Origin of the sequence: Paraliomyxa miuraensis, from assembly GCF_026337845.1 — a bacterium.
Lineage (GTDB): Bacteria > Myxococcota_A > Polyangia > Nannocystales > Nannocystaceae > Paraliomyxa > Paraliomyxa miuraensis.
In genome coordinates this window covers 86,830-100,118 of record NZ_JAOVZF010000160.1, presented here as the reverse complement: position 1 = coordinate 100,118, position 13,289 = coordinate 86,830, and the positions used below count along the sequence as shown (strand labels likewise).

Genomic DNA, 13,289 nt, shown 5'->3' with positions numbered 1-13,289 from the left:
CCATGTTTCCCTGCCACGGTTGCACCCGTCACGTGCGCGACGACGCGCGCCAGTGTCCCTTCTGCGGTGCGTCGCTACGCACGGGCCCGTCGCCGTTCCACGGCGGCTTCATGATGGGGGCGATCCTCGGCCTGGTGCTGGTCGGGTGTGGCGATCCCGATCCAGGCGACGAGGAGGGGGCCTCGACGGTGGCCAACACCAGCGCGGCGACCGAGGGCAGCGAGAGCAGCTCCACCACAACGGGCAACGCCACGACCAACGGAAACGAGGCCGAGGCGGCCGACTACGGGACCGCGCCTCCGCCCGACGACACCACCGGATCCACCGGCATGGACACGGGCTCGACGACCGCCGGGCAGGAGGGCGAGGCGGCCGACTACGGTGCGCCGGACACCGGCATCGGTGACTCGGCGACGGGCAGCTCGGGCGGCTGACGCTCGCCGTCCAGCGTCGTTCAGGCCCCGTCGTTCGGGCGGCCGGGCTCGAGTCCGAGCTCGATTGGGCGGCCCGAGCCATAGGGCTCGACCAGGCGAGAGACCCGAGGCTCGTCGATGTGCACGGGGCCCGTGCGGGCGCGCTCGTCGGGATCCTTGGGCTCGCGGATCACCCGGAAGAGGCCGTTGTCGAAGGGCAGGCCCGGGGCGGCGCGGACCTGCTCGACGCGCTCGCGCAAGCCCATGCGATCCATCTCGAGCGCGCGATGGTGGCAGAACGGATTGTTGCCGGGGCGCCCGAGCAGCGGCTCGGTGGCGGCGGTGCAGCCGGCCATGCAGGTGTCGGCGTAGTAGCACTCGCGGCAGTAGCCCCACAGATCGTCGAGCGTGCGGTGGCGGATGTAGCCGATCTCGGGGGCGCGATCCCAAAGCGCCTGCAGGCCGTGCTCCCGCCACGAGCCGCCGATGTTGGTGGGGCCGCCCACCGAGGGGCAGCTCTTGATCATCCCGTTGCTCTCGATGCCGATGGTGGCGGTGCCCGCGTTGCAGCCCGCGAAGTGTCCGCGGCTCTTCTGGAACCGGCGCAGCTCGTGCTCGTGGGGGCCGAAGTAGCCGAGGTTGTTGCCCGGCCAGATCGTCACCCCGAGCGCTCGGCAGCGGTCGGCAATGCGCGAGAGGCCTTCGAACAGCGCGGGGAACTCGTAGGGCTGCAGCACCAGATCGGGGTGATCGGCCGCCGAACCATGGGGCATGGTGATCTGCAGCTGCCACGCATGGATCCCCTCGGCGGCGAGCAGCTCGAGCAGCTCGGGGAGATCGGCGTGGCTGTGGCTGTTGATCTGGGTGTTGCAGGCGATGGCCATCCCCGCCGCCTTGGCGTGGCGCAGGGCGGCGAACGCCTTGTCCCAGCTGCCGGCGTGATCGCGGACGCGGTCGTGGTTGTCGCGCAAGCCATCGATCGAGACCGAGACCGCCATCAGTCCCGCCTCGGCCGCCGCCTCCGCCCGGGCACGGGTGAAGTTCAGGCCGCCGGTGGTCATCGAGCAGGTCATGCCGTGCTCGCGGATGGCCCGAATCACGAGGATGAAATCGTTGCGCAGGTAGGCCTCGCCGCCGATCAGCGTCACCTCGCCCACGCCGAGCTGCGCGAGCTCGGCCACCAGGGCCAGGCACTCCTCGGTGGTCAGCTCGTCGTCGCGCGGTCGGCCGGCTCGCGGTCCGCAGTGCAGACAGCGATGGTCACAGGCCAGGGTGAGCTCCCAGACGGCCAGCGACGGGGTGGGGGGATCGCCCTTCGACAGCGGAAGGTGACGGCGCCCCTTGGGGGCGGGCAGCTGATCCACCACCGGCAGGCGCCGCCGTACGTCTGCGAGACCCATGAGCGCCGAGGATACCCCGGGAACGGGGCACGCGTCCCAGGACGAAAGGGCATGCACGGCCCGGTCAGTCGATCGCGATTCGAGGGCCCTTGGGTCCTACTTCTACGCCCACCTCGATCTGGCTGCCCGCCCGCACGCGTCCGCGCAGGACGGCATCGGCGACCACCGACTCGACCTCGCGGGTCAGCAGGTGCCGCAGCGGACGAGCACCCAGGGCGGGGTCACGCCCGGCCAGGCGCACCAGGTGGGCGCATGCATCCTCGGTCAGCCGGTAGCGGATGGCTCGCTCGCGGAACAGACGCTCGGAGGAGTCGCGGGCGAGGCGGCGGCAGATCCGGAGCATCTCGTCGCCGGTCAGGGGATGCAGCACCAGCGGCGCCTCGATGCGGTTCCACAGCTCGATCGGAAACGCGCGACGGGCTGCGGCGAGCACCGCGTCCTCGTCGAGCCGCGAGGGGTCGCCTGGATCGTAGAGATCGGCGCCGAGGTTGGAGGTCATCACCACGGCGGCGTGGTGCAGCTCGATCGTGCGTCCGCGACCATCGGTGAGGCGCCCCTCGTCGAGGACCTGGAGCAGCAGCTGATGGACCTCGCGGTGCGCCTTCTCGATCTCGTCGAGCAGCACCACGCAGTGGGGGCGCTCGCGCAGCGGGTCGGTGAGGGCACCGCCCTGCTCGTGCCCCACGTAGCCGGGCGGGGCTCCCACCACGCGGGCCACGGCGTGGGGCTCGGCGTACTCGCTCATGTCGAGGCGGACCAGCGCATCGGGGCGCTCGTAGAGGGCCATCCCCAGGGCCTTGGCGATCTCGGTCTTGCCCACCCCGCTGGGGCCGAGCAGCAGCGTGGACAGCACCGGGCGCTGGCTGCCGAATCCGGCCCGATTGCGCCGAACCAACCGAGCCAGGGTGGTGGTGACGTGGTGGTGGCCCACGACCTGGGTGGCCAGGCGCTGCTCGAGCTCGAGCAGGATCTGATCGCCCTGGGCCTCGATGCGAGCGCGCGGGAGCCCCGAGCGCTCGCTGACCACGTCCAGCCACACCGCGCGGCCGACCTCGGTGCCGCCCTGGCGAGACACGCGGGCACAGGCCAGGTCGAGCAGATCGAGGGCGCGGCCGGGCATGGCCAGCCCGCCGAGGTAGCGCTCGGCCAGCCGGGTCAGCTCGCCGAGCTTGGCATCGGGGGCGAGGTGCAGGCCGTGGGCCTGCAGCACGGCAGGGGCGGCCGTGGTCACGGCGTCGGCGAGCTCGCTGCGGGGGAGCGGAGGCAGCCCGATGCGGTCGAGTCCCTCGGTACCGCCGGGTAGCCACAGGCCCAGACGCGCGAGGCTCTCCGGTGACGCGACGGTGAGCACCGGCGGCTGGCGGCGGCTCCAGGCGCGCGCGAGGGCCACGAAGAACGGCGGGATCACGTCCGACGGGACGCGATCGAGGTCGTCGAGCACGGCCACGCCACCTTCGCGGGCCACGGCCTCGAGGTGGAGTCCGAGCAGCTGATCGTCGTCGTAGTCGGTCGCGTCGAGCACGAAGACCGGAGCCTCGAGCACGCGGGCGAGGTGGCGAGCCACCAGGCTGCGGCCGCTGCCGGGCGGGCCCACCAGCACCGGAGGGCGCGGTGCTCGGCGCAGCAGTGCGTCGGCGAGCTGGGCCACGATCGCATCGCGACCGTGCAGGGGGGGAAGGGCTCGGGGATCGATCGAGCGCAGGGTGGTCCCCTCGGCGGAGGTCGAGGGGCGCGGGGCGCGGGGCTGGTCCGCCGGGGACGATCGCGGCTCGCGGGTCTCGCGAGTCGAGGGTCGACGCTCGCGGGACACGGGGGGTCGGTCGGTCTCCCGCGCGGGCGAGGGCTGGCTGGGCCCGGCACTCGCGTGTTCGGGCTCGAGCTCGGCTTCGAGCTCGGGCTCGATGGGGCTCGGTTCTTCGGTCGAGCCCGCCCGCTCGCGGCGGCCTCGCCAGGCGCGATTGGCCCGTACCGGATCTCCCGGCGCACGCATGCGCGAGGCTCGACGAGGGGGGCCCGCGGCGATCGTGCCCCGTCCGGCCGCGCTCTGCTCCCGCAGGCGCTCGATGATCGTACGACGCAGGCTCGCGCTGCACACCCCCAGGCGCTCGATGAGCTGGTAGCCATGGCTCTCGGCGCTGCGGACGATGGCCAGCAGCCGCTCGAGGTCGGACGACGAGGCCCCGCGCTGGGCCAGCCGCAGGTGCCAGTCGGCGGGCTCGGCGGCGAGATCGGCGTGCAGCGCCGCCTGGGCGGCCGCCAGCCCCGCGGGCTCGAGATGGGCTCCGGCCAGCACTTCGCGACAGGGCGAGCGCTGGGCCAGCTGGAGCAGGAGATCACAAGAGCACCGGGGCGCCGCCCCGGAGGCGGTCCCCCCGGAGGTCCGCGCCCGCCGAGTTCGCGGCATGCCGTCCACGGCCCGCACGCTAGCGGTTGCCGCGGGGTCCACCAAGAAAGGCGCGGAGTCGCCTCACACCCCCTGGGGGGCCGGGGAACGTTGCTTTCGCGCCGCTTGGGCCGGCCGCGCGCCTATGCTCCACCCGCTCATGGCGCGCTATCAGATCCACGTGTGCGATGGACCCAGCTGCGGGGTCACCCATGGCAGCGAGGCGCTCGTGGAGCGCTTGGCTGCGGCCATCGCCGAGGATTCCGACCTCCGCGGGCGGGTCGGGGTGCGCTGCTACACCTGCTTCGGTCGCTGCGACGATGGCCCGAACCTGTTCGTCCAGACCCTGGCCGAGGGCGAGGATGGTGATGACGAGCCCGAGCCCGAGGTGCTCGAGACCCAGCGGGGGTTCTACCCCGGGATGGACGAGGCCAAGGTGTTGCAGGTGCTGCGCCAGCACTGCGGACGGGGTCGAGTGGTCGAGGCGTTGGTGGACGAGTACTGAATTGGCGACCGACTCGGGCTCAGGGGTGCTCGGCCAGCCACTGCTGACCGGCCACGACGTGGCGGGCCCAGACGTTGGGGTCGACGTTGGCCCCGCAGACGACCAGCCCCACGCGCTGGTCGGCCAGACGCTCGCGCAAGGGGCCGAGCAGCGCGGCGGTGGAGGCCGCGCCCGCGGGCTCCACCGCGAGCTTGGCCTCCTGGAACAACACGGCCATCGCGGCGCGCAGCAGATCATCGCTCACCAGCACCAGGTCGTCCACGTAGCGGCGGCACAAACCGTAGCTATACGGCGCGGCATGGGGAGCGCCGAGGCTGTCGGCGATGGTGTCGACGCGGTCGATCGCCATGGGACGGCCCGCAGCGAAGCTGCGGTGCATGGTGTCGGCGCCCGTGGGCTCGACGCCGTAGATCGCGAGGTGGGGCGCGAGTCGTCGCAGGGCGGTGGCCATGCCGGCGCACAGGCCTCCGCCGCCGATCGGGATGATCACCGCATCGAGATCGGGCGCTTGTTCGAAGAATTCGAGGCCGATGGTGGCGGTGCCGAGGGCGGTGGTGAGGCCCTCGAAGGGGTGCACGAAGGTGCGGCCCTCCTCGGCCTCGATGCGCGCGACCTCGGCGAAGGCCGCGTGCACGTCGTCGACCAGCACGACCTCGGCGCCCATCGAGCGGCAGCGGGCGATGCGGGCGGGATCGGCCGAGCGGGGCATCACGACCTTGGCGGTGCTGCCCTGCTGGGCGGCCGCATGGGCCACCGCCATTGCGTGGTTGCCCGCGCTGACGGCCGTGACCCCGCGGGCGCGCGCCTCCTCGGAGAGATCGAGGACGTGCAGCAGCGCGCCGCGGGCCTTGAAGCTGCCGGTCACCTGCAATGCCTCGAGCTTGAGCACGGCCTGGCCACGAAAGCCGCGACGCCGTAGCTCGGGACTCTGCCAGGACCACACGGGGGTGGTGTGCACCGCATCACCGAGCCGGCGGCGGGCCGTTCGGATCTGATCGAGCGAGGGAGCGTCGTCGGTCATGTGCGCGATAGCCTACGCCCGAATCCTACGCCCGGGATCAGCCATCGGGCCAGCGACGGTTGGCCTCGAGCTCGGCGAGCAGGGCGGCCAGCGCGTCGACGTCGATGCGCTGGAGGTGGGCGCGCTCGCGTGGGCCGAATGGGATCTCGAGGACTCGGCACAGCAGCTCGATCGCCTGGATGCGGCCTTCGGCGCGGGCCTCGTCGAACACCGGGTTTCCCTTGGCCTCGAGGGCGTGCCCCACTGCGCGGTCGGCTTCGACTGGATCGAACAGGGCGCGGACCGGCAGCGGGTACACGAGCGTTGGATCCTCGATCGCAGCATCGGCCGCGAGCGGGACGAAGCGATCTTCGGAGCGCGACCACTCGCAGACCTCCTTCTTCCCCACGAAGACGGCGAAGATCCGGCGTACGCCCCTGGACGCCAGATCTTGGGCGCGCTCGGTCGCGTGCTGGCGGGACTGCCGGTCGACGACCTCGAAGGCGACCTCCTCGAGATAGCGCGAGCCGGTGCGAGGATCGATGCCCTCACGGCGGATGCACGTGTCCGTGGCGAAGTCGGAGCCGGGGCCAGCGCGGGTGAGGAGGTCGGAGGCAACGGCGTAGCCGGGGGTGAGAGTGGCACGCGCGAGGTAGTCGAGCTCGGCGTGCTCGTCGGCATGCTCGGGGTTGGCGGGAACGGCATGGATGAGCCGACCGCGGACCATCTCGTGGCGGGTCTCGGGTTCGACGAGGCGCTCGTCGACGTAGGGTGGGGGGAGGTCGCCCGCGCCGGGAAGATGCATCGTTCGCACGCGCTTGCGTCGTGGCGGCCGCGGAGGATGGTGGGGTTCCATGATGGGGTGCAGCATAGCGGAGTCACTCGGGAGCGTTGGGGGGAGCGCGCGATGTCTCCTGGGAGCGTTGGGGACGCCCTCGGGAATCGAGTGGTTCGACGGGGATCGGAGGGAGGCCGATCACCAATGTTCCATCGCACGAGAGAGCGACAGGATAGTCGCTGGGATCGCAATGGCAATGGCCGAATGTGTGGAATTCCAAAATGGTACGAACAGTGACAGTGGTGGCCAACGGGTTGGCCGCGGTGGCCCATGGGTTGGCCGGATGCGGGAAGCGAGGATCACCGAGCCGCGGGTTCGCAGCCCCTAGAGCGTTCGCAAGTAGCTCACCAATGCACCGCGGTCCTCTGCGGGCAGATCGGTCCCATATGCATGCCCAGGCACCGCACCGGGACCATGGGCACCGCGATCGTAGTCTGGCCGCAGCCGCGCCGGATCGAGCAAGTCCTCGAGCGTGGGTACGACTCCATGGTGCAGATAGGGCGCCGCATCGGCCACGCGCACCAGAGGCGATGGCCGATAGGTGCCAGTGCCTCGTGCTCGTCCGAAGGCAAGTGTCTGGTCCGTCCCGATCCTTTCGGCGGGGACCGGCGCGCCGCTGCCCGTGCGATCGGAGTGGCAGCCCTTGCAGTGACGCTCGAACGAGACGCGACCCGCCGCCGCACGGTCGTCCCGTGGGAGGGAATCACGAGGGGGAGGCTCCAGCGCATACACGTACATGGCCAGGGCCCAGGCCAGCTCCCGGGGTGGTCGCGTGCGCTCGCGGTTGGCTTGCAGGATCTGGGTCTCCTGCCGAATGGCCAGCGCTGCCGGGTGCTCGTGGCGCAGGGTACCGGCCTGGGTGAGGAACGGCCGGTCACGCACGCCCCACAGATCGGGGATGGCCACGGGATCCTCGTCGTCATCCTGCGTGATGTCGGCGCGTCCGGGGCCCCACTGTGCCATGCGCTCGGCGAGGCGCTCGGGCAGCGGGGCGCCCGTGTCCTGGTGGAAGCGCAGACGCATGCGTCCGTAGTCGAGCGTGCGGCGGGCCGCCCCGGCGATCCACGGTGCTTCGTTCGACGCCGCGGCCACGTGGCACAGCGCGCACGTGATGCCCACCCGCGCGCGCCGATCGAGATCGCGAAACACCACCACCCCGGGCCAGGTGCCATCGGGCGCCCGGGCCAAACCAACCTCGGCCGCGATCGCCGGCTTGGCCAGCGCATGCTCGGCGAAGATCTCGGGACGCAGCGGATATTCGAAGAACACCCGGCGGCCGAGCTCGATCCATTGCGCCATCGTGGTCGGCCGCCGTCCGTCCCACAGCGGGGTGGCCGCGGCAAGGGAGGGATCGGCACCCGCTTGCAACGCTCGCTGCACGTCGTCGGTCACCGGTGCCGCCACCGGCACCCACTCGGGGAGCACGTCCCATCCCCCCTCGGTCCGGCCATACGATTGCAGACGGGCGTGCGAGTAGAGGTTTTCCGGGTTGGTCAGCGAGGACTGCAGCGCCGCGCGCCGAAACGCGCGGTCGTCGAGGTAGCGCTCGGCCTCCTGCAACAGCCACGCATCGGACCAGGGCTCGGCGGCGGGATCCGTGTCGGGCGAGCGATCGGCGACATCGTGGGACGGGCTCGAAGAGGACGCGCGTGGGGTGGTCGCACCCGCCGGGCGTTCACTCGACGATGGATCGCGCTCGCCGTCGCATGCGGGGCTCGGACCTCCCAGTCCGACCACCAGCAAGAGCGCTGCCCGAGCCCGGATCACGTGACGATGACGTGGGGCTCTTCGCGGGGGAACTGCGGCGAGCGGACGCTCTGCACCTCGTCGCCCACCTTCACCTCGAGCTCGAGGTGGAACATGTGGCCGTAGCTGCCGGCGCCCATCGCCTTCTCGACCTCGCTCCAGTCCGGGACCGACAGCTCGTAGCTCGCCTTGACCTCCTGGTGCGGAGCGAGGGTCTCGTCCCACGCCTGGTAGGCCCCGTCGCGCCACGACGCGGGCTCACGGGCCGAGACTCGTGCGACCTCCTTGCCCGACTTGGGATCGACGAGCTTGACGGCCTGGATCTGGACCTTCGAGGTCACGTCACCCTGTCCCGAGAACACCACCTGCATGGTCGACTGCGTACACGGCTGCTTCCACTCGCCGCCCGGCTCCACGTCGGCCAAGGCACCGGGCGCCATGGCACCGGGGGCCACGGGCATGGCACGCTCGGCCGATTGCGGGACCTCCTCGTCCGCGGGCGGCTCCGGGACCGCCGGCGTGCTCGGAGGCGGTGGGGGACGCCAGTTGTCCTGCTCGTCGGGGCAGTCCTCGATCATCTGCACCGAGGCGATCACGGCCCGTGCGGTGGGCACGGTGGGCTCGGGCTTGGGATCCACTTTGGGATCCGCTTTGGGATCCACTTTGGGATCCACTTTGGGACCTGGGGGCTCCTTGGCGGTGTCGCTCGACTTGCCCTCGTGCGAGGTGCAAGCGACGAGCGCCGCAGACAGCAAGAGGGCTCCGAGCACGATGGCGTGGCGCATGGCGGGCTCCATGGTGGCCTGCAATCCCGCGAGCGTCACGCCAATTCGGGTGCCCGGTCGCCGGGGAGGCATCCGCGCAGGACCCCCCGCTCGGCGAGGTCGGTCAGCAGTCCCGAGATCCGAGCCAGGAGGGCATCGTCGACCGTCTCGCCCACCTCGGCCGCGGCCTCGGGGACGGCCTGGGCCACCGTCTGGCCCTCGGTCCAGAGGCGACGCAGCACGGCCTCGGCCAGCGGGCTGAGGGTCAGCGTGCGCACGCGATGCTCGGCATCGCGATGGAGCAGCAGCACCGTCGGCTGGCGTGGGACCACCACGCGGTCGCCCGCGTTCCGTGGCAGGGGGTCGTCGGCCAGCTCGTGGATCGCGTGATCGAAGCTCGCCATGCGCAGGGCGCCGCCAAAGCACAGCGGTCGGTCGAGGACGAGCTCGCGCACCAGGTCGGGGGGCGGGGGAGGATCGGGCGCTGCATCCACCTCGGACTCGAGGATCTCGAGCCGAGCGAGGTCGACCACCACGTCGTCGACCTCGGGATCCTTCGGCCAGGTCGTCAGGCCCCACTGCACGAATTCGCCCGGGACGTCGCGGTAGTAGCGGGAGCGGGGCGGGCTTTGGTGCAGCCACGCCTCGAACGTGCGTTCGAAGACCGGCTCGCCCAGCCGCGCCACCGTGCGGGGAACGAACGCCTCGATCACGCTGCGCAGCCCCGCGCGGACCAGCGAGCGATAGACCAGCAGGCGCGGTGCTCCCACCGAGGCCAGCGCCCGCTCATCGGGCGGCTCCACCCCCTGGCGACGAAGCCATCCCTCGGGATCGGCCCGCAGCGATTGCTCGCCCGTGCGATCGAGGATGATCCGGGACATTCCCCGCAGCACGCCCGGCAGCGACGCAATCTCGGCCGCGGTCGTCGTCGCGGGCGCATCGGCTCGATCGAGCGCATGGGCCCCATCGGTCGCACTCGCGGTCCGCTCGCGATGGCGAGCGAGCGCCACCTCGTAGACCCCCTGCAGCGCCTCGACCTGCCGCACGAGCTCCGGCAGCGGCGGGATGTCGTGGTCGCGCTCGTAGATCACGGGCACCGGTCCGATCCGCTCGACCACGCGCGCCATCAGGGCCTGGACCCGCGGCGAGACGTCGGTGCCATGGGTGTCGATGACGAGCCCGTCGAGGTGCGGCCGCCGCTGCCCGCCGGCCACATGGAGCTGGACCACCCGGTGCAGCGGCAGCGCGTCGATGAAGGCGGCGGCATCGAAGCCGAGGTTGTCCGCGTTGACCTGCACGTTGTTGACGTCGAGCAGCAGCTGGCAGTCGGCCCGCCGCAGCACCTCGTGCAGGAACTCCAGCTCGCTCATCCCTCCCGCCGGGACCAGGTAGTACGAGATGTTCTCCACCGCGAACGGCAGGCCGATCGCGTCCTGGATCCTGGCGATTCGATCCACGCAGCGATCGACGGCACGAACGTCGTGGGGCAGGGGCAGCAGATCGTGGAGGATGGCGCCGTCGCTTCCCGTCCAGCACAGGTGGTCGCTGTGCCAGGGGACGTGCATGGCTCGCAGGAACGCCCGCAGCTCGCCCAGATAGCCGCCCGGATGGCCACCCAGATGGCCACCTGGATCGAGCGGGGTCGTGCCGCCCACGTTCATCATCAGACCGTGGGACAGTAGCGGGTAGCGCTCGGCCACGGCCTCCAGCGCAGCGGGGATGCAGCCGCCGCGGCGCATGTAATTCTCGGGGGAGATCTCGAAGAACCGCAGCGCCGCCGAGACCGCGCCCTCGGCCACCTCGTCGAGGAAGGCCCAGCGCAGGCCCAGGCCCACGCCGGTGGGCGGCTCGGAGGGGGCGATGCTCATCGGCCTGCGGCCATCATCGAGCCGGATCCGCGGTGTCATCAAGGGGCTCGCGCGTGAGCGGGCGACGGGGGACGCACGGCCCGCGGCGCTTGCAGGGTCGCCAAGGGCGGGCGACGACCGGGCCGGGGTACCGTACGCTCGAGGTCGATGCGGCTCTACTACCCCGCGACCGTCCGCAACCGCGAGCCCATCCTCGAGGTGCTGCGCCCGCGCTTGCCGGCGTCGGGCCTGGTGCTGGAGGTGGCGAGCGGCTCGGGAGAGCATGCGGCGTGGCTCGGCGCCGCGCTGCCCCACCTTCGCTGGCAGCCCAGCGACCCCGAGCCGCAGCACCGCGCCAGCATTGCCGCATGGGTGGCGCACGAGGGGCTGCGCAACGTGGCCGAGCCGCTGGAGCTCGATGCGTGTACCTGGCCATGGCCCATCGACCGCGCCGATGCCATGTTCTGCGCCAACATGATCCACATCGCACCATGGGAGTCGGCCCAGGGGCTCGTCGCCGGGGCCGGGCGCGTGCTTCCACCCGGGGGCGCGCTGTTCCTCTACGGCCCCTTCCTGGTCGATGGCCACACGGCGCCCAGCAATCGCACGTTCGATCGCTCGCTTCGGGACCGCGACCCCCGCTTTGGCGTTCGGGAGCTGCGGGAGGTCGAGCGCGAGGCGCTGCAGCACGGGCTGGTGCTCGAGGAGCAGGTGGAGATGCCCGCCAACAACCTCACCGTGGTGCTGCGGAGGCGATCATGAGCGGGTGGAGACGACTGGCCCTCGGTGGGCTGCTGCTGTCGGGATGTGGCGCGCCTGTCTTGCCGCCGGGCTTTGGGCAGGCCGATGCGCTGGCGTTCCAGAAGGAGCACGAGCGGGAGATCGGGGCCGAGGTCGGCCCGCTGTCGGCCGTGGCCTCGTACTACGTCGAGCCGGGCCAGACCCTCGCGCTCGGTGTGGTCGGGGACGCGTTGGGGCCCGCGCCCGAGGGGCCCGGCCCGCGCGTGCGCATCGAGGTCACCGACGCGGGGGCGCGCTGCCTCGAGGGCTGCGACGCGGGTCCCATCGCGCTCGAGGGGCCGCGCACGGTGACCCTCGACCGCTTCAGCCTGCTCCTGTCCCCGCAATCGGGCGCCACTCGGGTGCTGGTCCACGATCCCCGGGCCCCGGGCCGGCAGGCGTTCGACGGCTTGCACTGGTTCCCCGTGGATCTCCGCTTCATCGTGCCCGCCACGTTCGAGCCGGATGCCGAGCGGCCCACGGTGGAGCTGTCGACCAGCCGTGGCCTGACCAAGCCCTTCGTGCGCGCGGGGGTGCTGCGCGCCGAGCTGCTCGGGCACGCCATCGTGCTCCACGGCTATCAGGCCGGGGGAGGGACCGGGGACACCACCTTGCTGGTCCCGTTCACCGACCGCACCACGGGGGACTCCACCTACCCCGTGGGGCGCTACCTGCAGGTCACCCTGCCCGCGGACGGCTCGGGGACCACGGCCCTCGATCTCAATCGGGCCACCAACCCCTATTGTGCCTACAGCGAGCACTACAACTGCCCCATTCCCCCCGCCGACAACGGCCTTGCGCTGGCGGTGGAGGCCGGCGAGCAGCTCTACGACGTGCACTGAACCGATGGCGCCGCCCTTGGTGATGATCCGAGCCGTGGGATATGCTGGCGCCCGCAGCGGCTCGCCCAGCCGGAGCGAAGGCCGAAGCGAAAGCCGAAGCGAAAGGAAGACGCATGGACGCCAGCCAACTCGACAAGGTGCTGATGGGAGTGATCCTCGCTGGATTGGCCGGGATCGCGGTGTCCCTCATCATGTTCGTCCAAGCGCGGGTGGGGCGTCGCTCGGCCCGAGGGGCGGGCATCCTGGCCGGCATCTCCGCGCTGATCTACGTGGGCGTGGGCATTGCGGGCGCGGCCATCCGCGTCGAGATGGGCATCACCCCCGCCGCCAGTCAGACCAAGGCCCAGGAGACCAAGGCCGACGACGGCAAGGCGGTGACACCCGAGGAGCCGGTGGCCGATCCCATCGCCGAGCCTGCGGCGGCCGAAGGCAGCAGCGGCAGCGACGACCAGGGATCCGGGGGCGAGAGCGGGGCGTCCGGCGACGGCGGGGGAACCAACGCGTCCACGGGTGATGGTGCCGGCGAGCCGACGGCCGGGGGCGCGGCGGATGCGGTGGCCGACGATGGCGCCGCGGCGGCCGACGATGGCGCTGCGGCGGGCGACGACGCGGCGGACGTTGCCGTCGAGCCCGCGCCCAAGCCCAAGAAGAAGCCCAAGAAGAGGAAGCGTCGTCCTGCCGGTGGTGATGGCGGTGACGACGGTGGCGGCGACGATGGTGGTGCTGCCCCCGAGCCGGAGCCCGAGCCCGAGCCCGCCGGCGACGGCTGAG

12 protein-coding genes are annotated in these 13,289 nt (G+C 71.8%); 5 read left to right on the top strand and 7 right to left on the bottom strand.

Annotation, left to right across the window (positions count from 1 at the left end):
• Window positions 1–2: 2 nt before the first annotated feature.
• Window positions 3–434 (top strand): hypothetical protein, encoded by a 432-nt coding sequence (locus tag OEB96_RS33780; protein WP_266220964.1) that lies wholly within the window; start codon window positions 3–5, stop codon window positions 432–434.
• A gap of 20 nt (window positions 435–454) precedes the next feature.
• On the opposite strand, the gene OEB96_RS33775 is transcribed toward OEB96_RS33780, so the two are convergent.
• Window positions 455–1,813: a radical SAM/SPASM domain-containing protein gene (locus tag OEB96_RS33775; RefSeq protein WP_266220963.1), complete on the bottom strand. Its 1,359-nt coding sequence runs from the start codon at window positions 1,811–1,813 to the stop codon at window positions 455–457.
• A 64-nt stretch (window positions 1,814–1,877) separates the two neighbouring features.
• Window positions 1,878–4,217, bottom strand: coding sequence for an AAA family ATPase (locus OEB96_RS33770; protein WP_266221297.1), 2,340 nt, complete (start codon window positions 4,215–4,217; stop codon window positions 1,878–1,880).
• Between the two features lie 139 nt (window positions 4,218–4,356).
• Between OEB96_RS33770 and OEB96_RS33765 the strand changes: the two genes are divergently transcribed.
• Window positions 4,357–4,701, top strand: a complete 345-nt coding sequence (locus tag OEB96_RS33765; RefSeq protein ID WP_266220962.1) for a (2Fe-2S) ferredoxin domain-containing protein — start codon at window positions 4,357–4,359, stop codon at window positions 4,699–4,701.
• Between the two features lie 19 nt (window positions 4,702–4,720).
• On the opposite strand, the gene OEB96_RS33760 is transcribed toward OEB96_RS33765, so the two are convergent.
• The 5 genes from OEB96_RS33760 to OEB96_RS33740 form a co-directional block, all read right to left on the bottom strand.
• On the bottom strand, window positions 4,721–5,722 hold the full coding sequence (locus OEB96_RS33760; protein ID WP_266220961.1) for a threonine ammonia-lyase: 1,002 nt from the start codon (window positions 5,720–5,722) through the stop codon (window positions 4,721–4,723).
• 37 nt (window positions 5,723–5,759) lie between these two features.
• Entirely contained in the window at window positions 5,760–6,557 is a 798-nt protein-coding gene (locus OEB96_RS33755) for a PDDEXK family nuclease (RefSeq protein WP_266220960.1), read from the bottom strand.
• Between the two features lie 306 nt (window positions 6,558–6,863).
• Window positions 6,864–8,306, bottom strand: coding sequence for a c-type cytochrome (locus tag OEB96_RS33750; protein WP_266220959.1), 1,443 nt, complete (start codon window positions 8,304–8,306; stop codon window positions 6,864–6,866).
• The gene (locus tag OEB96_RS33745; RefSeq protein WP_266220958.1) at window positions 8,303–9,070 is read right to left on the bottom strand and encodes a hypothetical protein; all 768 of its coding nucleotides are present in this window, start codon (window positions 9,068–9,070) and stop codon (window positions 8,303–8,305) included. Before OEB96_RS33745 ends, OEB96_RS33750 begins: the two co-directional genes overlap by 4 nt.
• Before the next feature lie 35 nt (window positions 9,071–9,105).
• Window positions 9,106–10,917 (bottom strand): multinuclear nonheme iron-dependent oxidase, encoded by a 1,812-nt coding sequence (locus tag OEB96_RS33740; RefSeq protein WP_266220957.1) that lies wholly within the window; start codon window positions 10,915–10,917, stop codon window positions 9,106–9,108.
• A gap of 147 nt (window positions 10,918–11,064) precedes the next feature.
• Here OEB96_RS33740 and OEB96_RS33735 point away from each other — a divergent pair, with 147 nt between their 5' ends.
• The 3 genes from OEB96_RS33735 (at window position 11,065) to OEB96_RS33725 (ending at window position 13,288) form a co-directional block, all read left to right on the top strand.
• Entirely contained in the window at window positions 11,065–11,658 is a 594-nt protein-coding gene (locus tag OEB96_RS33735; protein WP_266220956.1) for a DUF938 domain-containing protein, read from the top strand.
• Entirely contained in the window at window positions 11,655–12,518 is an 864-nt protein-coding gene (locus OEB96_RS33730) for a DUF1684 domain-containing protein (RefSeq protein ID WP_266220955.1), read from the top strand. The genes OEB96_RS33735 and OEB96_RS33730 overlap by 4 nt, the downstream gene beginning before the upstream one ends.
• A 113-nt stretch (window positions 12,519–12,631) precedes the next feature.
• Window positions 12,632–13,288 carry a hypothetical protein gene (locus OEB96_RS33725; RefSeq protein WP_266220954.1) on the top strand — a complete coding sequence of 219 codons (657 nt, stop codon included), beginning with the start codon at window positions 12,632–12,634 and terminating at the stop codon, window positions 13,286–13,288.
• Window position 13,289: the final 1 nt, after the last annotated feature.

Coding starts and splice junctions, on each gene's coding strand:
- OEB96_RS33780 (WP_266220964.1), top strand. CDS start 3: ATGTTTCCCTGCCACGGTTGCACCCGTCACGTGCGCGACGACGCGCGC.
- OEB96_RS33775 (WP_266220963.1), bottom strand. CDS start 1,813: ATGGGTCTCGCAGACGTACGGCGGCGCCTGCCGGTGGTGGATCAGCTG.
- OEB96_RS33770 (WP_266221297.1), bottom strand. CDS start 4,217: ATGCCGCGAACTCGGCGGGCGCGGACCTCCGGGGGGACCGCCTCCGGG.
- OEB96_RS33765 (WP_266220962.1), top strand. CDS start 4,357: ATGGCGCGCTATCAGATCCACGTGTGCGATGGACCCAGCTGCGGGGTC.
- OEB96_RS33760 (WP_266220961.1), bottom strand. CDS start 5,722: ATGACCGACGACGCTCCCTCGCTCGATCAGATCCGAACGGCCCGCCGC.
- OEB96_RS33755 (WP_266220960.1), bottom strand. CDS start 6,557: ATGGAACCCCACCATCCTCCGCGGCCGCCACGACGCAAGCGCGTGCGA.
- OEB96_RS33745 (WP_266220958.1), bottom strand. CDS start 9,070: ATGCGCCACGCCATCGTGCTCGGAGCCCTCTTGCTGTCTGCGGCGCTC.
- OEB96_RS33740 (WP_266220957.1), bottom strand. CDS start 10,917: ATGAGCATCGCCCCCTCCGAGCCGCCCACCGGCGTGGGCCTGGGCCTG.
- OEB96_RS33735 (WP_266220956.1), top strand. CDS start 11,065: ATGCGGCTCTACTACCCCGCGACCGTCCGCAACCGCGAGCCCATCCTC.
- OEB96_RS33730 (WP_266220955.1), top strand. CDS start 11,655: ATGAGCGGGTGGAGACGACTGGCCCTCGGTGGGCTGCTGCTGTCGGGA.
- OEB96_RS33725 (WP_266220954.1), top strand. CDS start 12,632: ATGGACGCCAGCCAACTCGACAAGGTGCTGATGGGAGTGATCCTCGCT.